Source organism: Pseudomonas sp. B21_DOA (assembly GCA_030544685.1).
GTDB lineage: Bacteria > Pseudomonadota > Gammaproteobacteria > Pseudomonadales > Pseudomonadaceae > Aquipseudomonas > Aquipseudomonas fluorescens_AO.
Genome location: CP086683.1, coordinates 4494482 through 4518022 on the forward strand (window position 1 = coordinate 4494482; position 23541 = coordinate 4518022).

General features: G+C 60.1%; 20 protein-coding genes and 3 pseudogenes. 13 read left to right on the forward strand and 10 right to left on the reverse strand.

The window, feature by feature from the left end; translation table 11 throughout:
- Positions 1–267: 267 nt before the first annotated feature.
- From LJU32_20710 to LJU32_20735, 6 genes and pseudogenes are all read left to right on the forward strand, one after another.
- Positions 268–1563: an OprD family porin gene (locus LJU32_20710; GenBank protein WKV87976.1), complete on the forward strand. Its 1296-nt coding sequence runs from the start codon at positions 268–270 to the stop codon at positions 1561–1563.
- A gap of 295 nt (positions 1564–1858) precedes the next feature.
- Positions 1859–2659 carry an NAD(P)-dependent oxidoreductase gene (locus LJU32_20715; protein ID WKV87977.1) on the forward strand — a complete coding sequence of 267 codons (801 nt, stop codon included), beginning with the start codon at positions 1859–1861 and terminating at the stop codon, positions 2657–2659.
- A 44-nt stretch (positions 2660–2703) separates the two neighbouring features.
- Positions 2704–3596: pseudogene (locus LJU32_20720) on the forward strand (SMP-30/gluconolactonase/LRE family protein).
- 60 nt (positions 3597–3656) lie between these two features.
- A complete protein-coding gene (locus tag LJU32_20725) occupies positions 3657–4631 on the forward strand; it encodes a TRAP transporter substrate-binding protein (GenBank protein ID WKV87978.1) in 975 nt (324 codons plus the stop codon).
- 75 nt (positions 4632–4706) lie between these two features.
- Positions 4707–5234, forward strand: a complete 528-nt coding sequence (locus tag LJU32_20730) for a TRAP transporter small permease (protein WKV87979.1) — start codon at positions 4707–4709, stop codon at positions 5232–5234.
- On the forward strand, positions 5234–6514 hold the full coding sequence (locus tag LJU32_20735) for a TRAP transporter large permease (protein WKV87980.1): 1281 nt from the start codon (positions 5234–5236) through the stop codon (positions 6512–6514). The genes LJU32_20730 and LJU32_20735 overlap by 1 nt, the downstream gene beginning before the upstream one ends.
- A gap of 51 nt (positions 6515–6565) precedes the next feature.
- On the opposite strand, the gene LJU32_20740 is transcribed toward LJU32_20735, so the two are convergent.
- From LJU32_20740 to LJU32_20750, 3 genes and pseudogenes are all read right to left on the reverse strand, one after another.
- A complete protein-coding gene (locus LJU32_20740) occupies positions 6566–7366 on the reverse strand; it encodes a sulfite exporter TauE/SafE family protein (GenBank protein WKV87981.1) in 801 nt (266 codons plus the stop codon).
- A 10-nt stretch (positions 7367–7376) separates the two neighbouring features.
- Positions 7377–8620, reverse strand: a pseudogene (locus LJU32_20745) (NAD(P)/FAD-dependent oxidoreductase).
- Between the two features lie 168 nt (positions 8621–8788).
- Positions 8789–9130, reverse strand: a complete 342-nt coding sequence (locus tag LJU32_20750) for a metalloregulator ArsR/SmtB family transcription factor (GenBank protein ID WKV87982.1) — start codon at positions 9128–9130, stop codon at positions 8789–8791.
- A gap of 92 nt (positions 9131–9222) precedes the next feature.
- Between LJU32_20750 and LJU32_20755 the strand changes: the two genes are divergently transcribed.
- Entirely contained in the window at positions 9223–10086 is an 864-nt protein-coding gene (locus tag LJU32_20755) for an MBL fold metallo-hydrolase (GenBank protein ID WKV87983.1), read from the forward strand.
- Positions 10087–10110: 24 nt separating this feature from the next.
- On the opposite strand, the gene LJU32_20760 is transcribed toward LJU32_20755, so the two are convergent.
- A complete protein-coding gene (locus LJU32_20760; protein ID WKV87984.1) occupies positions 10111–10566 on the reverse strand; it encodes a helix-turn-helix transcriptional regulator in 456 nt (151 codons plus the stop codon).
- Positions 10567–10680: 114 nt separating this feature from the next.
- On the opposite strand from LJU32_20760, the gene LJU32_20765 reads away from it, so the two are divergent.
- Positions 10681–11895 carry an MFS transporter gene (locus LJU32_20765; GenBank protein WKV91163.1) on the forward strand — a complete coding sequence of 405 codons (1215 nt, stop codon included), beginning with the start codon at positions 10681–10683 and terminating at the stop codon, positions 11893–11895.
- A 304-nt stretch (positions 11896–12199) separates the two neighbouring features.
- Here the strand turns inward: LJU32_20765 and LJU32_20770 are convergent, their stop codons facing one another.
- From LJU32_20770 to LJU32_20785, 4 genes are all read right to left on the reverse strand, one after another.
- Complete coding sequence (locus LJU32_20770) at positions 12200–12427, reverse strand: PLD nuclease N-terminal domain-containing protein (GenBank protein WKV87985.1); 228 nt, start codon at positions 12425–12427, stop codon at positions 12200–12202.
- Positions 12428–12513: 86 nt separating this feature from the next.
- Positions 12514–12969: a DUF421 domain-containing protein gene (locus LJU32_20775; GenBank protein ID WKV87986.1), complete on the reverse strand. Its 456-nt coding sequence runs from the start codon at positions 12967–12969 to the stop codon at positions 12514–12516.
- A gap of 7 nt (positions 12970–12976) precedes the next feature.
- The gene (locus LJU32_20780) at positions 12977–13495 is read right to left on the reverse strand and encodes a hypothetical protein (protein WKV87987.1); all 519 of its coding nucleotides are present in this window, start codon (positions 13493–13495) and stop codon (positions 12977–12979) included.
- The gene (locus tag LJU32_20785) at positions 13492–14001 is read right to left on the reverse strand and encodes a CinA family protein (GenBank protein ID WKV87988.1); all 510 of its coding nucleotides are present in this window, start codon (positions 13999–14001) and stop codon (positions 13492–13494) included. The genes LJU32_20780 and LJU32_20785 overlap by 4 nt, the downstream gene beginning before the upstream one ends.
- A gap of 165 nt (positions 14002–14166) precedes the next feature.
- On the opposite strand from LJU32_20785, the gene LJU32_20790 reads away from it, so the two are divergent.
- On the forward strand, positions 14167–16548 hold the full coding sequence (locus tag LJU32_20790; protein WKV87989.1) for a DUF3772 domain-containing protein: 2382 nt from the start codon (positions 14167–14169) through the stop codon (positions 16546–16548).
- Between the two features lie 5 nt (positions 16549–16553).
- On the opposite strand, the gene LJU32_20795 is transcribed toward LJU32_20790, so the two are convergent.
- Positions 16554–17567 carry a LacI family transcriptional regulator gene (locus tag LJU32_20795; GenBank protein ID WKV87990.1) on the reverse strand — a complete coding sequence of 338 codons (1014 nt, stop codon included), beginning with the start codon at positions 17565–17567 and terminating at the stop codon, positions 16554–16556.
- A gap of 203 nt (positions 17568–17770) precedes the next feature.
- Between LJU32_20795 and LJU32_20800 the strand changes: the two genes are divergently transcribed.
- The 3 genes and pseudogenes from LJU32_20800 (at position 17771) to LJU32_20810 (ending at position 21286) form a co-directional block, all read left to right on the forward strand.
- Positions 17771–18934 carry a Gfo/Idh/MocA family oxidoreductase gene (locus LJU32_20800; protein WKV87991.1) on the forward strand — a complete coding sequence of 388 codons (1164 nt, stop codon included), beginning with the start codon at positions 17771–17773 and terminating at the stop codon, positions 18932–18934.
- Positions 18924–20006 (forward strand): sugar phosphate isomerase/epimerase, encoded by a 1083-nt coding sequence (locus LJU32_20805; GenBank protein WKV87992.1) that lies wholly within the window; start codon positions 18924–18926, stop codon positions 20004–20006. Before LJU32_20800 ends, LJU32_20805 begins: the two co-directional genes overlap by 11 nt.
- 42 nt (positions 20007–20048) lie before the next feature.
- Positions 20049–21286, forward strand: a pseudogene (locus LJU32_20810) (nucleoside permease).
- A 79-nt stretch (positions 21287–21365) separates the two neighbouring features.
- Here the strand turns inward: LJU32_20810 and LJU32_20815 are convergent.
- On the reverse strand, positions 21366–21665 hold the full coding sequence (locus LJU32_20815; GenBank protein WKV87993.1) for a hypothetical protein: 300 nt from the start codon (positions 21663–21665) through the stop codon (positions 21366–21368).
- A 1024-nt stretch (positions 21666–22689) separates the two neighbouring features.
- Here LJU32_20815 and LJU32_20820 point away from each other — a divergent pair.
- Positions 22690–23526 (forward strand): AraC family transcriptional regulator, encoded by an 837-nt coding sequence (locus tag LJU32_20820; GenBank protein ID WKV87994.1) that lies wholly within the window; start codon positions 22690–22692, stop codon positions 23524–23526.
- Positions 23527–23541: the final 15 nt, after the last annotated feature.

The following is a 23541-nucleotide window of genomic DNA, read 5'->3' on the forward strand; positions in this document are numbered from 1 at the left end:
GGGAGCTGGCTTGCCAGCGATGAGGCCGGCAACTCCAGCCTTTGCGGCAGCTGACACATCGCTTTCGCTGGCAAGCCAGCTCCCACAGGGTTCTATGCCTGATTCGAAATTACGACAGGCTTCTACAGGGTGTCGTTCCTGCCAACCCCAAGTGATCGCATAACTTCCAGTTGACAATCCCCGTAAATCTGGGAAATATCCGCTTCGATGTTGTACGACGACGTATGACAAATAATAAAAACAACAAACGATTCAGGGAGCGTCACAGTGAGCCCACTCGCCCGCAATTCCGTCCGCCCTTCACGTGTTGCCCATTTCAAACCGCGTTCGACCCTGAGCCTGATCGGCTGCAGTAGCCTCGCCCTGGCGTTGCCGATGAGCGCCGATGCCGAAGGCTTCCTGGAAGACAGCAAAGCCACGCTGAACCTGCGCAACGCCTACTTCAACCGCAACTTCGTCAACCCGGCCAACCCGCAAGGCAAGGCTGAAGAGTGGACGCAGAACTTCATCCTCGACGCCAAATCCGGCTTCACCCAAGGCACCGTCGGCTTCGGTCTCGACATCCTTGGCCTGTACTCGCAGAAGCTCGATGGCGGCAAAGGTACCGGTGGCACGCAGTTGCTGCCGATCCATGATGACGGCCGCCCCGCCGACAACTTCGGCCGCCTCGGCGTGGCGCTGAAAGCCAAAGTTTCGAAGACCGAATTGAAGGTCGGCGAATGGATGCCGGTGCTGCCGATCCTGCGCTCCGATGACGGCCGTTCCCTGCCGCAGACCTTTCGCGGCGGCCAGATCACCTCCACCGAGATCAACGGCCTGACTGTCTACGGCGGCCAGTTCCGTGGCAACAGCCCGCGCAACGACGCGAGCATGGAAGACATGTCGATGAACGGCCGCGGTGCATTCACCTCCGATCGCTTCAACTTCGGCGGCGGCGAATACACCTTCAACGAAAAACGCACCATGGTCGGCGTGTGGTACGCCGAGCTCACTGACATCTATCAGCAGCAGTATTTCAACCTCAGCCACAGCCAGCCGATGGGCGACTGGACGCTGGGCGCCAACCTCGGTTTCTTCACCGGCAAGGAAGACGGCAGCGCCCAGGCCGGCGATCTCGACAACAAGACCGCGTTCGCCCTGCTCTCGGCCAAGTATGGCGGCAACACTTTCTACGTCGGCCTGCAGAAACTCACCGGCGACGATGCCTGGATGCGCGTCAACGGCACCAGCGGCGGCACCCTGGCCAACGACAGTTATAACGCCAGTTATGACAACGCCAAAGAGCGCTCCTGGCAGGTGCGTCACGACTACAACTTCGTTGCGCTGGGCGTGCCTGGCCTGACCCTGATGAACCGCTACATCAGCGGCGATAACGTACACACCGCCACCACCAATGACGGCAAGGAATGGGGCCGCGAATCGGAACTGGCCTACACCGTGCAGAGCGGCCCGCTGAAAAACCTCAACGTAAAATGGCGCAACGCGACCATTCGCCGGGACTTCAGCACCAATGAGTTCGACGAAAACCGGATATTCATCAGCTATCCGATTTCGTTGTTGTAACGGTTGGCGGTTTGCCCTGTGGGAGCGAGCCTGCTCGCGAAAGCGCCGGACCAGTCGATTTGTTCTGACTGGCACACCGCATTCGCGAGCAGGCTCGCTTCCACAAGGGGATTGCATTGCAAGTCAGGTATAGGGTGTTGAGAAAATGAATCGCCCCTTCCGTCATCTACACCAAAAGTCGCGTTGACAAGATCCGGGAACCCTACCGATACTTCAGCGCAGTCATACGACAACCTACAACAAACCTAATAACAATGTGTCCAGGGATTGCCATGACGTCTACTTCTACCCCCGCGTGCCTTTCAATCGCCTGCTGCTGACCGGTGCCGCCGGAGGCCTGGGCAAAGTGCTGCGCGAACGCCTGCGCCCTTACGCCAAGGCGCTGCGCCTGTCCGACATCGCCGCCCTCGCCCCGGCCGTCGATGAACACGAAGAAGTCGTGCTCTGCGACCTCGCCGATAAACAAGCCGTGCATCAACTGGTCGAAGGCGTCGATGCGATCCTGCATTTCGGCGGCGTTTCGGTCGAGCGGCCGTTCGAGGAAATTCTCGGTGCGAACATCTGCGGTGTCTTTCACATTTACGAAGCGGCGCGCAAGCACGGCGTGAAGCGGGTGATCTTCGCCAGTTCGAACCACGTGATCGGCTTCTACAAGCAGGACGAAAAACTCGACGCCACCTCCCCGCGCCGTCCTGACGGTTACTACGGCCTCTCCAAGTCCTACGGCGAAGACATGGCCAGTTTTTACTTCGATCGCTACGGCATCGAAACCGTCAGCATCCGCATCGGTTCCTCGTTCCCCGAGCCGCAGAACCGCCGGATGATGCACACCTGGCTGAGCTTCGACGATCTCACGCAACTGCTCGAACGCTCGCTGTACACACCGAACGTCGGCCACACCGTGGTCTACGGCATGTCCGCCAACAAGGACGTCTGGTGGGACAACCGCTACGCCAGCCACCTCGGCTTCGAAGCCAGGGACAGCTCGGAAGTGTTCCGCGACAAGGTCGAAGCGCAGCCGATGCCGGCCGACGATGATCCGGCGCGGATCTACCAGGGCGGCGCGTTTGTCGCAGCAGGCCCGTTTGGCGATTGATCGCTCGACTTGATCCCCCTCCAATAAAAACCACGGGAATGAGTATGCAAGCCGAATTGATCGTCGACGCCCGCAACGCGGTCGGTGAAAGCCCGGTCTGGGTGCCGCAGGAAAACGCCCTGTACTGGGTCGATATTCCCAACGGCGGGCTGCAATGCTGGAGCGCCGACACCGGGCATGTCGCCTCTTGGAAGGCCCCGGAAATGCTCGCCTGCATCACCCGCCACCGCAGTGGCGGCTGGGTCGCCGGCATGGAAAGCGGTTTCTTTCGCCTGCACCCGCACAGCGACGGCAGCCTCGACAGCGAATTGCTCGCCACCGTCGAGCACAGCCGCCCCGACATGCGCCTCAACGACGGTCGCTGCGATCGCCAAGGGCGTTTCTGGGCAGGGAGCATGGTCTTGAACATGGGCCTGAACGCCCCTGAGGGCCGACTCTATCGCTACAGCGCCGGGCAGACTGGCGTGATCGAAGCGCAACTGAATGGCTTCATCGTGCCCAACGGCCTCGCCTTCAGCCCTGACGGCAAAACCATGTACCTGTCGGACTCGCACCCCAACGTGCAGCTGATCTGGGCCTTCGATTACGACACCGAGACCGGCACACCATCGAACCGGCGAATCTTCGTCGACATGAATCACTTCCCGGCCGCCCTGACGGCGCCGCCGTGGATGCCGAAGGCTGCTATTGGATCTGCGGAAACGACGCCGGCCTGATTCACCGCTTTGCCCCGGATGGGCGGCTGGATTTCTCGCTGGAAGTGCCGGTGAAGAAACCGACCATGTGTGCCTTCGGCGGCAGCAATCTGGACACCCTGTTTGTCGCTTCGATTCGCCCCGGCGATGACCACGACCCGCAATCCCTGGCCGGCGGCGTGTTCGCCCTTAAGCCCGGCGTCAAAGGCCTCGCCGAACCGCAATTCACCGATTCGCTTTAGACCCTCTGCTGCACCGCTGCGCCTTGAACACAAAAATAACAAGACTGGAGACTCACCCCCATGAACTTCAAACGCACCTTGCTCGCCGCTGCACTTCCACTGATGTTCACCTTCGCCGGTGCCGCTCAGGCGGAAATGAAACTCAAATTTGCCGACATTCACCCCGCAGGTTACCCAACCGTGGTAGCTGAAAAATCCATGGGCGATACCCTGACCAAGGAAACCAACGGCGAACTGACCTTTCAGTACTTCCCCGGCGGTGTGCTGGGTTCCGAAAAGGAAGTCATCGAGCAGATGCAGGTCGGCGCGGTACAACTGTCGCGGGTCAGCCTGGGCATCGTCGGCCCTGTGGTGCCGGATGTGAACGTGTTCAACATGCCGTTCATCTTCCGCGACCAGCAACATATGCGTAACGTCATCGATGGCCCGGTGGGCGACGAGATTCTCGACAAGATCACCAACTCCGAATTCGGCCTGGTGGCCCTGGCGTGGATGGACGGCGGCACGCGCAACATCTACACCAAGAAACCGGTGCGCAAGCTCGAAGACCTCAAGGGCATGAAGATCCGCGTACAAGGCAACCCGATGTTCATCGACATGATGAACGCCATGGGTGCCAACGGTATCGCCATGGACACCGGGGAAATCTTCAGCGCCCTGCAGACCGGTGTGATCGACGGCGCGGAAAACAACCCGCCGACCCTGCTCGAACACAACCACTTCCAGAATGCCAAGTTCTACAGCCTGACCGGTCACCTGATCCTGCCAGAGCCGATCGTGATGTCGAAAATCACCTGGGAAAAACTGACCCCGGATCAACAGGAACTGGTGAAGAAAGCCGCCAAGGCTGCCCAGGCCGAAGAACGCGTGTTGTGGGACAAGAAGTCCGCCGCCAGTGAAGAAAAACTCAAGGCCGCTGGGGTCGAGTTCATCACCGTTGACAAGAAACCCTTCTACGACGCCACCGCTCCGGTACGGGAAAAGTACGGTGCGAAGTACGCCGACCTGATCAAAAAAATCGAAGCCGTTCAGTAACGCCCCCGCTCCGTACTCATGAACAAGGCCCGGCGCGCCTGATGACTCAGGCGCGCCCGGTTACGGTGGAACCCGATGAAGAATCTGCTGCTGCGTATCAACGACAAGATCTACATGACGTGCATCTGGGTCGCCGGCCTTTCCGTCCTGGCGATTTCCCTGATGATTCCCTGGGGCGTCTTCGCCCGCTATGTGCTCGGCACCGGCTCGAGCTGGCCAGAGCCGACGGCGATCCTGCTGATGATGGTCTTCACCTTCATCGGCGCCGCCGCCAGTTACCGTGCCGGTGCGCACATGGCCGTGGCCATGCTCACCGACCGCATGCCGGCGCAAATGAAAGCCGCAGCGGCGATTTTTTCGCAACTGCTGATGGCGGCCATCTGCATCTTCATGACCATCTGGGGCACCAAGCTGTGCATGTCCACCTGGAACCAGTTCATGGCCGCCCTGCCCGATCTGCGGGTTGGCGTGACCTATCTGCCGATCCCCGTGGGCGGTTTGCTGACATTGATTTTTGTCGTGGAAAAACTCTTGCTCGGTGACCAGAGCAAACGTCGGGTCGTGCAGTTCGACCTGGTTGAAGAAAGTGAAGGTGCCGCTTAATGGACGCTCTGATTCTGCTGGGCAGTTTTATCGTATTGATCCTGATCGGCATGCCGGTCGCGTATGCGTTGGGCGCCGCCGCGCTGATCGGCGCTTGGTGGATCGACATACCCTTCCAGGCGGTGATGATTCAGGTCGCTTCCGGGGTGAACAAATTCTCGCTGCTGGCGATTCCGTTCTTCGTCCTCGCCGGTGCGATCATGGCCGAGGGCGGCATGTCCAGGCGATTGGTGGCGTGTGCCGGCGTGCTGGTGGGTTTCGTGCGCGGTGGCCTGTCACTGGTCAACATCGTGGCATCGACCTTCTTCGGTGCGATCTCCGGTTCGTCAGTGGCCGACACCGCGTCGGTGGGTTCGGTACTGATCCCGGAAATGGAACGCAAGGGCTATCCACGGGACTTCTCCACCGCCGTCACCGTCAGCGGTTCGGTGCAGGCCCTGCTGACCCCGCCAAGCCATAACTCGGTGCTCTACTCGCTGGCCGCCGGTGGTACCGTTTCGATCGCCTCGCTGTTCATGGCCGGCATCGTTCCGGGCCTGCTGATGAGCGCCTGCCTGATGGTGCTGTGTCTGATCTTCGCGAAAAAGCGCAACTACCCGAAGGGCGAAGTCATCCCGATGCGCCAGGCGCTGAAAATCGTCGGCGAGGCCCTCTGGGGCATGATGGCGATGGTGATCATCCTCGGCGGCATCCTCTCGGGAATCTTCACCGCCACTGAATCGGCGGCCATCGCGGTGCTGTGGTCATTCTTCGTGACCATGTTCATCTACCGCGACTACAAGTGGAGCGAACTGCCAAAACTGATGCACCGTACGGTGCGGACGATTTCGATCGTGATGATCCTGATCGGTTTTGCCGCCAGCTTCGGCTACATCATGACGCTGATGCAGATCCCGGCGAAGATCACCACGCTGTTCCTGACCCTGTCGGACAACCGCTACGTGATCCTGATGTGCATCAACGTCATGCTGCTGTTGCTTGGCACGGTGATGGACATGGCGCCGCTGATTCTGATCCTCACGCCGATCCTGATGCCAGTGATCATGGGCATCGGTGTCGATCCGGTGCAGTTCGGCATGATCATGCTGGTCAACCTGGGGATCGGATTGATAACACCGCCGGTGGGCGCGGTGCTCTTCGTCGGCTCGGCGGTGGGCAAGGTCAGTATCGAAAGCACCGTAAAAGCGCTGCTGCCGTTCTATGGCGTGCTGTTCCTGGTGCTGCTGCTGGTGACCTACGTGCCGGCGATTTCGCTGTGGCTGCCGCACCTGGTGTTGTAACCCGCTGAGAAGATCGCAGCCTCGGGCAAGGAGGCTGCGATCTTTTGCTCTTCACGCCCGCAACAACATGTACCCCGCGACCACCAGACAGACACTGGCAAACCCCACCTGCAACGTCCGCGCCGGCACCTGCGCGCACAGCCTGCGACCGATGAGCATGCCGACAATGCTGGCAACGATGAACGCCGCGCCCTGGCTGTCGATACGCACCCCCGCATGAAACGAGCCGATCACCCCGATCGCGGAAATCAGACTGATCACCATCAACGACGTCGCAACGATGCCGCGCATCTGCACATCGGTCAGTTGCTTGAACGCCGGCACGATCAGAAAGCCGCCGCCGACGCCAAGCAATCCCGAGACCACACCGGTGATCGCACCCAATGCAGCCAGGGTGGCGGTGCATTTGGCGGTCCAGTCGAAGCGCCCGGTCTGCTCGTTGAGCATGCAGTTTTTCTGGCCCCAACTGGCGTGGCCGTGATCGCTCGGCCCCGCTTGCTGACGGTCCTTTCTGAACATTCGCCACGCGACCAGAACCATCAGCAGGCTGAACAGCATCATCAGAATCTTTTCCGGCAACTGATGTGCGAAGTAGATCCCCAGCGGCGAAAACACCGCGCCCAGAGCCGCGATCAACAGCGCCGCGCGGTAACGCACTAGGCCATGGCGCAAACCGTCGATCGCCCCGACCGCAGCCGCGCTGCCGACCGCAAACAACGCCACAGGCGCCGCTTGCGTCATTGTCCAGCCGAGCCCGAGCACCAGCGCCGGCACCGCGAGAATCCCGCCGCCCGCGCCGGTCAGGCCGAGGACCAACCCCATCACCACGCCAAACAGACTTGCCAGCAACATAGGGGTTTTCTCAGTCGACCCTGGACAGACGCGTCAGCCACTCGCGGCCCTTGAGCATGCCGTGCCAGTAGAACCACGGCAGCAGCGTCGCCTTCAGCCACCACGCCGAACGGCGGGCCACGGTCGGGTCCAGCGGGAAAGTCGGCAGCAGTTTGCCGCCATAGCCGAACTCGGCGAGGATCACCTTGCCCTTCTCCACCGTCAGCGGGCACGAGCCGTAGCCGTCGTACTTGAGCGGCAGCGGCTGTTGTTTGCGCGCGGCCAGCAGGTTCTGCGCAACGACCACCACCTGCTTGCGCACCGCTGCGGCGGTTTTCGCGTTGCTGGTGCCGCAGATATCGCCCAATGCAAACACGTCTGGATAGCGCGGATGCTGCAAGCTGTGCGGATCGACCTCGCACCAACCGCCGGCATCGGCCAGCGCACTCTGGGCGATGAAATCCGGCGCGACTTGTGGCGGCACGACGTGGAGCAGATCGAAAGTTTTCGCCACGCGGTTGACGTTGCCGTCGGCGTCCTTGACTTCGAACCACGCGGTTTTCGTCGGGCCGTCGACCTTGACCAGATTCGAGTTGAACGCCAGTTGCGCGTCGTACTGTTCGATGTACTTCATCAACGGCGGCACAAAGGTCGGCACGCCGAACAGCGCAGCGCCAGCGAGATTGAATTCGACATTGATATCTTTCAGCACGGCGGATTTGCGCCAGTAATCGCAAGACAGATACAGGGCCTTCTGCGGCGCGCCGGCGCATTTGATCGGCATCGCTGGCTGGGTGAACAGCGCCCGGCCGTCGCGCAGTTTCTGCACTTGATCCCAAGTGTACTGGGCGTGTTGATAGCTGTAGTTGGAGGTGACGCCGTGCTGGCCGAGGCTTTCCTGCAAGCCTTCGATTTTCTCCCAGGCCAGGCGCAGGCCGGGGCAGACGATCAGGTTCTGATAGCTTACGGTGCGCTGGTCGTCGAGGGTGAGTTGGTGGTGATCCGGATCGATGGCGCTGACGCTGGCCTGAATCCACGTTGCCTGACGCGGCATGACTTTGCTCATCGGTCTGACCGTGTCTTTCACGTCAAACGCGCCACCGCCGACCAGCGTCCACGCCGGTTGATAGTAATGCTCTGAACTCGGTTCGATTACGGTGATGTTGAGATGCGGGTCACGCTTGAGCAGGCTGGCGACAAAAGCGATGCCGGCCGTCCCCCGCCGATGACCACGATGTCCGCACTGATGGATGGGCCCCAGTGTTGATCGTTCATTGCTTGTTCCTTTTGCTGCACGCAAGGATTTGTTCGGGTCAAACCAAAGAACCTGTGGGAGCTGGCTTGCCAGCGAAAGCGGTGTGTCAGTCACATAAATATTGGCTGATAAGTCCTCATCGCTGGCAAGCCAGCTCCCACAGGGTAAGTAAGTGTGAGGGCTGGCATTTATGGCTGTTCCCAGCTCTTGAGTACCGCTCCGCAATACAGCCCCGACAGAGTTTTCATCACTTGGATCACTTCGTGACTGGCCAGGCCGTAGAAAATGTATTTGCCTTCGCGACGGGTCGCGACCAGCCCTTCGTCGCGGAGGATGCCGAGTTGCTGCGACAGCGTCGGCTGGCGTACACCGGTCATGGTTTCCAGCTCGCCGACGTTGCGTTCGCCTTGCGTCAGTTGGCAGAGAATCAACAGGCGATCCTCATTGGCCAGAGCCTTGAGCAGCGCGCAGGCTTTGGACGCCGAGGCGCGCAGTTGGGCGACTTCACATTCGGTCAGACTGGATTGCATTTGCACGAGGCCTTGAAGGTCACTTAAGCTGCGAACATTATGTTTTTACATAAAGTGTTGCAACCCGAAATTCCCCAGCACAGGTTTTAGCCATGCCCGCCCTGATTGAAGCGTTCCTCGACCCCGCCTCCTCGACCTACAGCTACGTGGTCTATGAAGCCGACGGTGGCCAGTGCGCAATCGTCGACCCGGTGCTCGATTACGACGGTGCCGCCGGACGCACCGGCACGGCACAGGCGGACAAGATCATCGCCTTCGTACGTGCGCATCGCTTGCAAGTGCAATGGTTGCTGGAAACCCATGCACACGCCGATCACCTGTCCGCCGCGCCTTATCTGCGTCGTCAATTGGGCGGCAAGATCGCCATCGGCGAATCGATCAGTAAAGTGCAGAACGTGTTCAAGGCGCTGTTCAACCTTGAGCCGGAATTTCGCGTCGATGGCTCGCAGTTCGATCACCTGTTCGCGCCGGACGAGTCGTTCATGATCGGCAATCTCAAGGCCACCGCCCTGCATGTTCCCGGCCATACGCCGGCGGACATGGCCTACCTGATCGACGCCGAACAGATCCTCGTCGGCGACACGCTGTTCATGCCCGACGTCGGCACCGCGCGCTGCGATTTCCCCGGCGGCAATGCGCAGCAATTATTCAAGTCGATCCAGAAGCTGTTGGCGTTTCCGGCCAGCGTGAAGCTCTACGTCTGCCACGATTACCCGCCCGAGGGCCGCGCCTCGCACTGCCAGACCACCGTTGGCGAACAGCGCAAAAGCAATATCCACGTGCACGACGGAATCGATGAAGCGGCGTTCGTCGAAATGCGCACTCAGCGTGATGCCGGGCTGGGCATGCCGACGTTGTTGCTGCCGGCCATCCAAGTGAATGTGCGGGCGGGAAATCTGCCGGCAGCGGAAGATAATGGCGTGGTCTATCTGAAAATTCCGCTCAACAAACTCTGAGAGAAAAATCACAGCCAGCGCGCATCATCGCCCGCGTGTCACCAGTTTTCGGTGGCAATCGGCCGGAGTCAGCAGCGCGCCGGCGGTCGAACGGACGACGATAGTCTCAACAGGCTCGGCCCGCTCATTGTCGAGCAATACCGAATGCTCCTCGCCTTGCGCGAACAGAAAGCGCTCGCCCCACTGGCGCAGACTGACAACGATGGGAAACACCGCGCGGCCCATGTCAGTGAGCACGTATTCCTTGTAGGCACTGCCGTCGAACGCCGGTTGAATCTCCAGCACACCGAGTTCGACCAGCCTTTTCAGTTTGGCCGAGAGGATGTTCTTCGCCAGCCCCAGCCGTTTCTGGAATTCGCTGAAACGGCGCACGTCATCGAATGCATCGCGAATAATCATCAAGGCCCAGCGGTCGCCAATGGCCTCAAGGGTCCGCGCCACCGGGCATTCGCTCTGGGCCAATAATTGCTGTCGGGCCATGTTGTTCCTGAACTGTATCAGCGGCTGAATGTGGTTGCATTTAACAACCTGAATAGACAAAGATCAACGCCAAGGTTTCAATTCAAAACCACAATACGAGGACGCAAGGATGCCCTGCCCCACGCAAACCCTGCTCGATCCAGACGATGCGGCTCACACCTCGTCGGCTGGTTTGAGTCGCTTACAGACTTTCCTTTTGCGATCACCTGCGCCATGGCGGTGGCCAACGTTTACTTCGCCCAGCCGTTGCTCGAATCCATGGCCGTCAGCCTGGGCGTTTCGTCTGGTGCCATCGGCGTAGTAGTGACCGCCACCCAAGCCGGGTATGCCGTCGGCCTGTTGTTCATCGTGCCGCTGGGTGATTTGCTCGATCGCAAGAAGCTCATCATCAGCCAGTTGCTTTTGTCGGCGGTGGCGCTGTGCGCAGTCGGCTTCGCCGAAAGCTGGGGCATGCTGCTCGCAGCCATGGTGTTGGTAGGCTTGTTAGCGGTTGTCGTGCAAGTGGTGGTCGCCTGCACCGCCAGCCTCGCGAGCCCGGATCAACGCGGTGCAGCCGTGGGCACCGTCACCAGCGGCGTGGTGCTTGGCATCCTGCTGGCGCGTTTCGTCTCCGGCGTAGTCGCCGACGTGGCGGGCTGGCGCAGCGTCTATTTCGTCTCGGCAATGATGATGATCGGCGTGGCGATCATGTTGTCGCGCGCCCTGCCCGCCTCGGCGAAACCGCCCGCACAGGGCAACTACTGGCAATTGCTGCGTTCGGTCTTCCAGTTGTTTATGACTGAGCGCGTATTGCGGATCCGAGGCATGTTCGCGCTGCTCGTCTTTGCTGCATTCAGCGTGTTGTGGACGTCTATGGTGCTGCCGCTCAGCGCGCCGCCACTGTCGCTCTCGCATACGCAGATCGGGCTGTTCGGCCTGGCCGGGGTGGCGGGCGCACTTGCCGCCGCACGGGCCGGACGCCTTGCCGATCGCGGTTTGGGCAATCGCACTACCGGCATCGCCTTGGCACTGTTGACCCTGTCGTGGTTGCCCATCGCGTTTGTCGAGCGTTCGCTGTTGGCGATGGCTGTGGGCGTAGTCCTGCTCGACTTCGCCGTCCAAGCGGTGCAGGTCACCAATCAAAGTCTGATCTTTGCCGCACGACCCGATGCGCAAAGCCGACTGGTCGGTGCGTATATGTGTTTTTACTCGATGGGCAGTGGCCTGGGCGCGATCGCGGCGACGTACACCTATGCGCATTTTGGCTGGGTTGGCGTTTGTCTGCTGGGAGCGAGTATCAGTGCTGCGGCTATGGCTTATTGGGCATGGCTGGAATGGACTGACGCGTGAGGCGCTGGCTGTTCACTATCGAAAGCCTTCGCGAGCAGGCTCGCTCCCACAGGATTTGCGAAAGGTGGAAGCGAGTCTGTTCGAAGAAAAGCGGCGCCGTGTGCCAATAACCCTGGGAACCTTACCGGGCTAATCTGCCTTCTTCTGCTGCATTTGCACCGATGCCTTGCTCTTGTCTTCGTCCTGGCTGGTCGCCTTGTTCGAATCGAAACAGCCATGCAACAGAAACATCGAGCAGAAGCCCAGGCATACACATATTTTTTCATGACGATCTCCTTAAACAGTGGTCAGGTTGCATCAATGCTCAGCCCTTGCTGTGCTCTGGCGACGAAGGCCCTTCCTTGACACCGCGCGGGCCGGCGATGCCCCACACGATCAGGCCGAGCACAGGGAACACGATCAGACCGATCGCCCAAGCGGCTTTGACGCCAACACTCTTGTTGCTGCGAAACACGCTGACAATCGCCCACAGGTCGACCAGCAGAATGATCACCGCCACGGCGATGGAAAAATAACTCGCTGCCTCGTTCATTTCGCAATCCTCCAATGACTGGTAAGCATTGGGCTACGCGGGATTTTCAGCGTTCAAAAAAATTGCCCGCGAGCGGCGCCAAGGGTTCAGCCACCTTCCGGATCCTGGCGGATCACGGAAATCTTGCCGTTGCGCTCAATGATCGCGAATTTGATCTGGTCGATGGTTTCAATGCCTTGGCTGGAGCGCGCCGCCTCCATGACATCCGCCTCGACCAGGCGCGCATGACGCAGACGTCGATGCAGCAGCTTGCCGTTCTCGACGATGATTGTCGGCTCGCCATCGATCAATCGCGAGACCCACCCGGAACGCTGCTTGAGCAAGGAAAACCCAACGTCGATGGCGATCAGGGTGATGATCACCAGAAACGCATTGGTCAGGGAGAAATCGTCGCCCAGCAAGGCCTGCTGGGTGGCTTCACCGATGATCATCAGCAGCACGAAATCAAACGTCGTCAGCTCGGCCAGCGACCGCCGGCCGGCAATTTTGAACAGCACCATCAGTGCCAGATACATCGCGAGTGCGCGCAACACCGAGTCCATGGGTCACCTATGGATAAATGAATTGAGTGAGCCTGACTTCGCTCGAGCCCGGCGCGCGGATATGGCTGCGAAACAGGCCCAATCCGTCGCCGCGCAGGGTCAGGTAAAGCGTCGCCTGGCCCTGCGCGTCCGCCTGCAACCACAAGCGCATGCCCTGCGCTGAGCTGCGCATACGCACCGGCGCCGGCTGCATCGTTTCAATGCTGAAGCCATCGAGCAGCTCGCCGCCGATGTCCAGTTCGACAGTGGCTTCAGGCGTCGTGTGCACGCTGAGTTTCAATGGGTTGGTCGAGCCGTTGCGATGGAACATCTCGTATTCAACCTGGACTTTGCCGTCGTCGCTGCGGGCGTCCTGCGAACTGAGCACGCCACGGGAAAACAGGCCCAACAGGCCGAGCAGCATGCACGCAACCAGCAGATACCAACCGATGTGCTCAAAGCGCCAGACCTTCAACTGATAGGCCATGTCCTCCTGCACCGGGAATTGTCGGCTCTTTAAATCGGGATGCTCAGCGTCAGGCTTCATCGGCTCCACCGCCCTTCACCCTGCAAAGCGCGACGATGAAAAACCGCCATCTGCTGCAAGGCGAACTCCGAAGCGCGGGTCTGCACTTCGCTGCGCGAGCCGGGAAACCACTGCTGAGTGCTGAACAGAAAATGTCCGTCATCGAACTGGAACGCCCAGGCGAAACACACGGTTCCGGCTTTTATCCCATCCATGTCGTCGGGGCCGAGAATGCCGGTGGTGGCGACCGCGACGTTGGCGGTGCTGTCGCGCAGAGCGCCGATCGCCATTTCACTGGCGACTTCGACGCTGGTCAGATTGAAGGTTTCCATGGTCGCCGGGCTGACGTGGAGCAAGCGCTGCTTGGCCTGCGGCGAGTAGACCACATAGCCGCATTCGATCAACTCGCCGCTGCCGGGCACTTCCGATAAAAGCATGACGATTTCTCCCGCCGTACAGGACTCAGCGGTGGTGATCATCAGTGAATGGTGACGCAGATATTCAATCGTTTCCTTGGCAATGGACATGGTGTGCTCTCGAAGCCTTTGTTGCCGGTTGACCATGCGTTGCGCTGATCATTCCGCTGGATCTGCTGAGCGTGCCAAAGGCCTTTTCCCGGAAAGTTTTCCGCCCCATTCGGCGCGATCACCTACCCTCATAGACTGTGCGATCCACTCGAGCCTGCCGCCCCCATGCGCTGTTCATCCAAGTCGTTGTTTTTGATTCTGTTGCTGCTGCTGATGCCGGGCAGCGCTGCACTGTGGGCGGCCGACCTTGCGGCGCCGGCGAACTCAAGCGCAGCGCCGCTGCCGGTGATTTCGCAAAGCGATCTGCAAGCCCTGCAACAACGCCTCGACGGGCTCAAGCAGCAGATTTCGGCAGCGAACAATTACAACCAGCTCGAAGGCCCGCAGGACCGGGTGCAGGCGTTCATTCTCGATGTCGACCGGCTGTCGGCAGCGCTGTTGCCACAACAGGCGCAACTGGCGGTGCAGCTGGGCGTACTGGGCACGGCGCCCGATGCCGAGGTGGCCGCCGAGCAAGCCGATATCGTCGCGCAGCGGGCGACGCTGGCGGAGCAGAAAAGCAAGGTCGACGGCACGCTGAAAAGCCTCGCCGCACTGAAACAGAATGCCGCCGACCTGATCACGCAAATCGCCGGCATCCGCCGCACCCTGCTGGAAAGTGAACTGACGCTGAGCACCCGTAGCGTATTGAGTCCGCACTTCTGGGCGCCGCTGGTCAGTCCAAGCGAGGACGACCGCCAGCGGCTGCGCCTGTTCGTGGCACAGGTCGGTGACGTCTGGGCCACGGTCTGGGCGCCGGGCGAGCGTTTCTTCACCTGCGTGCTGGTGCTGCTGGCCCTGCTGATCTGGACGTTCGGCAGGCGTCTGGCTGAGCGCGGGCTAACGTGGTTTTGCATTCATCGCGTGGCGGAGGGCCGACTGCGGCGCAGTGCCTTGGCCTTGGCGTCAGCCATCGCGACGTTCATAACCACCGCCATCGCCCTGAAACTGCTGTTCTACGCCTGTACCCGCCACGACGCCCTGCCGCCGGTGCTGGAGACGTTTTCCGAAGAGTTCGAAAAAGTCGTGTACGCCTGCGTGCTGATCACCGGGCTCAGCCGCGCATTGCTGTCGACCGAACATCCGTCGTGGCGCCTGCCGGCGATTGCCGATCCGGTGGCGATGGCGCTCAAGCCTTATCCGCGGATTCTTGCCTGCACCTTGCTGGTGCTGGTGACGCTGGTGCAAGTCGCCAATGCCACAGGCATGAGCAGCAATATCGTTATGGCCGGGCGCGGGGTGATTTCGCTGGTGGTACTGGCGATCATCGGCACGATGCTGTTGCGCGTCGGCAAAGTGCGCAAGGCGCTGGTCGCGGCCAATGACCCCTCGGCGACGAACAGCGTGTTCGCCGGGCTGATCTACAGCGTCGCCAGCCTCTCGATGTTTGCCTCGGCCATCGCCTTGCTGGCGGGATATGTATCGTTGGCGCGGTTCATCAGTTATGAGCTGGTGTGGGGCTACATCGTGTTGTCGGGGTTTTACTTGCTGATTCAGTTGGTCAAGGATGCCTGTGAGCACCTGTTTTCGCCGAAGCACGCGAGCGGCCAGGCGCTCAAGCAACTGCTGGGGATCAGTGATCGGCGCCTCGATCAGATTTCTATTCTGCTGTCCGGCTTCAGCCGCGCCGGATTGATGTTGATGGCGCTGATTTCATTGTTTGTCGGCGGCATCGGCACCACGTTCGGCCAACTGATCACCAATATCATGTCGACCCTCGGCGGCGCCGGTTTGCGCAAGCTGAACATCGTCCCGGCACACCTGCTCAATGCGCTATTGGCGCTGCTGATAGGCATCTGGCTGATCCGCGCATTGAGCCGCTGGCTCGATAACGAGTTCCTGCCCAAGACCGACATGGACCCAGGCATGTGCGCGTCGCTGAGCACATTGTTTTCCAATATCGGCTACGCCTTTGTAATTCTGCTGACACTGTCGTCGCTGGGTGTGCAGTGGACGAACCTGGCGTGGATCGTCAGTGCGCTGTCGGTGGGCATTGGCTTTGGTTTGCAGGAGATCGTTAAGAATTTCGTCTCCGGCCTGATCCTGCTCACCGAGCGCCCGGTGAAGGTCGGCGACCTGATCAGCATCAGCGGCGTCGAGGGCGACATCCGCCGCATCAACGTGCGCGCCACGGAAATCCAGCTCAGCGACCGCTCGATCGTGATCGTGCCCAACTCGCAGCTGATCTCGCAGAACCTGCGCAACGTTACCCTCGGCGGCAGTGCTCAGGGCGTGGCATCGCTGGAGCTGGTGTTTCCGCTGGATATCGATCCTGAGCAGGTCAAACAGCTGCTGCTGGATGCGTATCACGAGAACGAAACCATCCTCGATAAACCGGCGCCGTTCGTGCGTTTCAGCAAGTTGTCGCCGGACGGCATAACCCTCACCGTCACCGGTTATGTCGGTAGCCCGAGGATTGTCGGGCTGACCAAGAGCGATTTGTTGTTTGAAGTGTTGAAGCGGTTGGGCGCGGCGGGGATTGCGCTGGCGAAGCCGCCAGCGGCGTGATTCGGTTAGCGCTTGCCCGAGTTGTCGATGCGGGCCGTGCTGCTGCGTGGTGTCAGCTCGAACGGCAGAACGACATGCCTTTCTGACAGCGGCAGTTTTTCGATCAGGGCAATCAGCATCTCGACCGCTTTGGTCCCGAAGACTTCGGCCGGTTGCGAAATAGTAGTCAGCGGCGGATCGCAGTAGGCAGCCATGGGAATGTCGTCGAAACCGACCAGTGAAATGTCCTCGGGCACACGCAGTCCCGCTTGGCGGATGCGCTTGAGCGCACCGATGGCCATTTCATCGTTTTCACAGAACAGCGCGGTGGGTCTATTGACCATTGCCAGCATCCTTTCCGCTCCTGCGAAGCCGGCTTCAAGGGTGAAGTTGCCATGGCAGATAAGTGCTTCGTCGAAAGCAATCCCGGCCTCGCGCAATGCCGCTTCGTAGCCTGCCAGTCGATCGCGGGTCAGCGGGCTGTTTTTCGAGCCTTTGATCAGGCCGATGCGTCGGTGTCCCAATGCAATCAGGTGATCGGTCATGGCTTTGGCAGCGCCGACGTTGTCGAGGCTGATGGTCGGATAACGCCCGGCCTTGACCACTTCGCAAGCGTTGACGATGGGCGGTAGATCGGCGTCGGCCGGAGCGTGTTCGAACGGGTCGTAGGCGCGCAACTGGATCACCCCGTCGGCCTGATAGGCGTATACCAGCTCGGCGAATTGCCGCTCCAGTTCTTCCCGGCCCTGGGTGTCGCAGAGCAGCAAGCGATAGCCGGCCGCCTGCGCCGCTTGCTGGGCGCCGCTGATGACCCGGGCAAAAAAGGTGTTGGCGATGGTCGGCACCAGAATCACCAGATTGCCGGTACGCCGCGAGCGGAACTGCACGGCCATCAGATTCGGCCGATAGCCGGCCTGCTCCACGGCGGCCATGACGCGCTCACGGGTTGGCGCGAGGACGCGCTCGGGCGATTTCAACGTACGAGACACCGTCGCCACGGAAACGCCGGCCAGCCGAGCCACTTCGCGAATATTGGACAAAACCACCTCGTTGATTCATGCCGATCAGGCGCGGAGCTTACCGCAGGCGACGAGCGATCGAAACGCTGTCGATCATCCGCTGGCATTTGACACTCGGCTAATTCAAGCCTAGATTTCGCCCACGATGTAACCGGTTACATCACTCATCAACATTGCATCCAGCTACCGAGACGACTGCCATGTACGCTGCCGCAAAAATAAGAATGGGTTTTGTTGGAGGCGGTGAAGGTTCATTCATTGCCCGTGCCCACCGGCAAGCCGCCGGCCTCGACGGACGCTTCGAACTGGTCTGCGGCGCGTTCAGCCGCGACTCGGAGAATAATCAGCGCACCGCTGCGACCCTGGGAGTATCCGCCGAACGTTGTTACGACGATTGGCAAACCCTGCTTACCCGCGAAGCCGCCCTGCCCGCCGAGCAGCGCATGCAACTGCTGGTCATCGTCACTCCGAATCATCTGCACGCACCGATTGCCCGTGAGGCATTGAGCGCCGGTTTTCATGTGTTCAGCGAGAAACCCGCGGCGCTGAACCTCGCCGAGGTGCAGGCGCTGCGCTCGGTGGTCATCAACAGCCAGCGAATTTACGGGCTGGCGCACACCTACCTCGGTTACGCGATGGTCTGGCAGGCCCGCGAAATGGTCGTCAGCGGCGTGCTCGGGCGCGTGCGCAAAGTCCTCGTCGAATACCCGCAAGGCTGGCTCAGCAGCGACGTCGCCGGGCAAGGCAACAAGCAGGCCGGCTGGCGCGACGACCCGACACAATCCGGGATCGGCGGCTGCATCGGCGATATCGGCACTCATGCGTTTTCCCTGGCGGAGTTCGTTGCCGGCCAGTCGATCCAGTTCATCAGCGCGATGCTCGGCGCCCATGTCGAGGGTCGGCAACTGGATGACGATGTGGCGATGCTATTCAAAATGAGCGACGGCGCCAGTGGCGTATTGCTCGCCAGCCAGGTCTGCGCCGGTGAAGAGAACCCGCTGAAGATTCGCGTCTACGGGGACAAGGGTGGACTTGAATGGCGGCAGGAAGAACCGGCCAGCCTGATTCATCGACCATTGGACGAGCCGATGCGCGTTCTGCGTTCCGGCGTCGGACAACCGTGGCTGTGCGCCGCCGCAACCCAGCGCATGCGCCTGCCCGCCGGGCATCCCGAAGGTTATCTGGAAGCCATGGCCAATCTGTACGGCGCCCTCGCCGAAGCGATTCTACAAGGCACTGAGGGACATCAAGCGCCGGGCGTTCCGGGCATTGAAACCGGCCTGCGCGGCATGGCGTTTATCGAAACCGCCATCGCCAATCATCTTGGCAACGAGAAGTGGAGCGAGATCCCCGGCCAACTGACAGGAGCCCCGAACAATGAACAGTAATCAGCAGAACGCCGCAGGTTTGAAAGGCCCCGGTATCTTCCTCGCGCAGTTCATCGCTGACGAAGCGCCTTTCGACTCGCTCGCCAACATCGCCGAATGGGCGGCCTCGCAAGGCTACAAAGCCATCCAGGTACCGACCCTCGGCACGCGCTTCCTCGATCTGCAGCGCGCCGCTGAGAGCCAGGATTACTGCGACGAGCTCATCGCTGTCTGCGCCCGCACCGGCGTGGTAATCAGTGAGCTGTCGACGCACCTGCAAGGACAATTGGTCGCGGTGCATCCGGCGTTTGACAGCTTGTTCGACGACTTCGCCCCGCCAGCACTGCGCGGCAAACCCCGCGAGCGCACCGAGTGGGCCATCGAACAGTTGAAACTGGCCGCCCGTGCCAGCCAGCGTCTCGGACTGACGGCCCATGCGACCTTTTCCGGCGCCCTGCTCTGGCCCTACGTCTATCCGTGGCCGCAACGTCCGGCTGGCTTGGTCGAGCAAGGTTTCGCCGAACTGGGCAAGCGCTGGCTGCCGATTCTCGACTGCTTCGAAGAGGCAGGCGTTGATCTGTGCTACGAAATCCATCCCGGCGAAGACTTGCATGACGGCGCGTCGTTCGAGCAGTTTCTCGAAGCGGTGAACCACCACCCTCGTGCCGCAATTCTGTATGACCCGAGTCATCTGCTGCTGCAGCAAATGGACTACCTCGGCTTCATCGATCGTTACCACCAACGCATCCGCATGTTCCACGTCAAGGATGCCGAGTTCCGCCCCGATGCGCGCTCCGGCGTCTACGGCGGTTATCAGGGTTGGGTCGAGCGTCCCGGACGCTTTCGCTCGCTGGGCGACGGCCAGATCGATTTCAAATCGATCTTCAGCAAATTGTGCCAATACGACTTCAACGGCTGGGCCGTGCTGGAGTGGGAGTGCTGCCTGAAAGACTCCGCACAGGGCGCGGCGGAAGGCGCGGCGTTCATCGAGCGGCACATGATCCGCAAGACCGCCAAGGCTTTCGACGATTTCGCCGGGGTCAGCGCTGACGCCGCTTCCAACCGGCGCTTGCTCGGCCTGACTGACGACTGATTCATCCGCGTTACCGACATAAAAACAATACGGTGATCTGAAATGAACGTAATGAATGCGCGACTCAGCGTGATGATGTTTTTGCAGTTTTTCATCTGGGGTGGCTGGTTCGTCACCCTCGGTACTTTTCTCGCGACAACGCTGGCCGCCAGTGGTGGTCAGGTCGGCATGGCCTTCGCCACGCAGTCCTGGGGCGCGATTCTGGCACCGTTTGTCATTGGGCTGATCGCCGACCGTTTCTTCAATGCCGAACGTATTCTGGCGGTGCTGCATCTGCTCGGCGCGGTGTTGCTCTATCAGCTTTATCGCGCGGCGGATTTCAGCGCGTTCTATCCCTATGTGCTCGCCTACATGATGGTCTACATGCCGACATTGGCGCTGGTGAACGCCGTGGCGTTCCGCCAGATCAAAGACCCGGCCCTGGAGTTCTCGCGCATTCGCGTGTGGGGCACCGTGGGCTGGATCGTCGCTGGGGTGGTGATCAGCTTCGTATTCGCCTGGGACTCGCAGCAAAGCATAGCGGCCGGGGCTTGCGCAATACGTTCCTGATGTCCGCCGTCGCGTCGCTGCTGTTGGGGCTTTACAGCTTCAGTCTGCCGAACACTGCGCCGCTGAAAACCGCAGCGGGCTCATCAAGCCTCAAGCAGATGCTCGGCGTGGATGCGTTGGGTTTGCTCAAGGATCGCAGCTATCTGGTGTTCTTCCTTGCCTCGATCCTGATCTGCATTCCGCTGGCGTTCTATTACCAGAATGCCAATCCGTTTCTGGCCGAGATCGGCGTGACCAACCCGACGGCGAAGATGGCGATCGGTCAGGTGTCGGAAGTGCTGTTCATGTTGCTGTTGCCGCTGTTCATCCATCGCTTCGGCATCAAGATCGCACTCCTGGTCGGCATGGCTGCCTGGGCGTTGCGCTACGTGCTGTTTGCCTTCGGCAATAACGACGATCAGGCATTCATGTTGCTGATCGGCATTGCCCTGCACGGCGTGTGCTATGACTTCTTCTTCGTGTCCGGGCAAATCTACACGGATGCCAAGGCACCGGAACGCTTCCGCAGCTCCGCGCAAGGTTTGATCACCTTGGCCACGTACGGGTTGGGCATGTTGATTGGGTTCTGGATTGCGGGACGGATTACCGATCACTTCACATCAAGCGCGGGGCATGACTGGAGAAGCATCTGGCTGTTCCCCGCCGGTTTTTCCGTGGTGGTATTGCTGTGCTTCTGGGCGACATTCAAGAGCCGCGATCGCGACAAGGCCGTGCTGCCGAGTGCGGTTTAGAGCAGAGTTGTAAAGCGTGAATAGAACGAATGCCGCCTGTGGTTGAGGCGGCATTCGTTATCGATGCTCATCGTTGAGCTCAAGCGGTGCGACGTTCGAGCAGACGGTCAGCGCCACCTTCGGCGACCCTATTACCTTGCAGATGATCGGAACCGTCAGAAGCGACCGCATCGCTGAACAGTGGGTCAGTTTCGGTCGCAGCGACTGCATCGCTGAACAGCGGGTCGGTTTCGGTTGCGGCTACTGCATCGCTGAACAAGCGGTCTGTTTGAGTGGCGGCCGCGACCGCATCACTGAACAGCGGGTCGGTTTCGGTGGCGGCGAAGGCATTCAGTGCAAAAACCGAGAAAGCGATACCGAGGATAGTCTGGCGTTTCATGATGATGTGCTCCGAGTCGCAGTGGTTGGGTATGGAGCCGATCTTACGCCGCACCATGGATATGAGAACTTCATTGACTTAATGGTTGTTATTGACGCAATCAATAGATGGTCGAGCATGAGCCGCTATTGGATTGATCTTTATGCTATTGCTTACGTCACCAAGCGAAACGCCCTACAAAGTGGAAAGCATAAAACTGACAATCTCATTTTTGACAGTATTATTCACACAAAAAAAGACCCGTATCAGTCGAAACCGAAACGGGTCTTTTCCCACTTAGACGACCTTATTTCAAGTCGTCAAAGTGATCTCGCAGGAACTCGTAGAAGCGCAAGGCTTTCAACAATCTCCATACAAGGCTCAGCGTACGCAGCAAAAGCTTCATACGTTTTGGCCTCCAGGGCTGGCGGCCAAACCTCCAGCAAACTTACCGGACCATGCGTGCCTTCAGCCTACATGTTGGTGTAGCTAGCGAGGCGGCCGGTTGAAATCCCTCCGAGACATCATTCCGGCGCGGGTGCGAATCCGCGTCAGAGGGCGTAAAACCTTTTGCGCCCCCAGCCAAACCTCACTGCTCTACCAACAAGATGAGCGCGGGCATCTTAACGCAGAAATCAGAAGAGAAAACCCGAGTAGCCAAGGTTATTCTGCGGCTACGACAGAACCTTTGTAAAATCGTATTTATGACAATGTTTATTGACAGACCTGAATTCAGTTTCATGCGCTGGACGTTCCGAAAAAACCTCGCACACCACGCTAAACCTTCGTTGCACTGACGGGAGAAACTCAATACCATGCGCGGACATGTTGGTGTGGCTAGTGATGCACACGGCCTCGGCTCCAAACCGAGGCATGAAAAACCGCCCCGCGAAGGCGGTTTTTTCGTCTGCGTTTTCTGGTCCCATCCAAGGCACATTGCCTGACGCGATCCCTCCTGCGCACCTGCACAAATCTTCTAAACACTCTCCTCCTCCACGCGGTATTTTGGAAACGCCCCTGCTCAACCGCCCTATGGAGTCCTCCCATGGACAAACGCAACTGGATCTCTCTCTCCCAGGATGTCGATACCGGGATCGAGTCGATTCGTGCGCATTTCCGTGGGCATGCCTACGATCCACACTGGCATGACAGTTTTCTCGTCGGAGTGACCGAGCAAGGCGTCCAGCAATTCAACTGCCGCCGGGTGCGTCATCGCAGTACGCCGGGGCACGTGTTTCTGCTCGAGCCGGGTGAAATCCACGACGGCCATGCGCCGACGGAGGATGGCTTTACCTACTCCATGCTGTATCTCGATCCGCACTGGCTGGAGCGCGAACTGCACGCGCTGTTCGAAGAGGCGCCCGCCGACAGTCAGCCAGGCTTTGCCGACACCCTGAGCCACGATCCGCGCCTGTCGGCGGCGATCGTGCAAGCCTTCCACGCGTTACATGACGGCGATCTGCGCATCGTCCGGCAGACTGCGCTGGATGGCCTGCTGGCGTCCCTCACCCGCCACCTCGACTGGCGCAAGCGTCAGGACTTCGATCCGCGCCTGCCACTGGTTGCGCAGGTCGCGCGGGACTATCTGCATGCCCACACCTATGAAGACATCGGCCTCGACGACCTTGCGCAAGCCTGTGGCGTCGATCGTTTTCGCCTGACCCGCGCCTTCAAAGCCGCTTTCGGTCTCGCTCCCCACGCCTACCTTATCCAACTGCGCCTGGCCAAGGCGCGGCAATTGCTCGCGCGCGGCGAGACGCCAGCGCAGGTGGCCAGCGTGCTTGGTTTCGCCGACCAGAGTCACCTCGGTCGCTGGTTCCGCCGCGCCTACCAACTGACCCCGGCGGACTACCGCAGACGCTGCTCAAATCTTCCAGACTGAGGCCTTCGCGCTGAC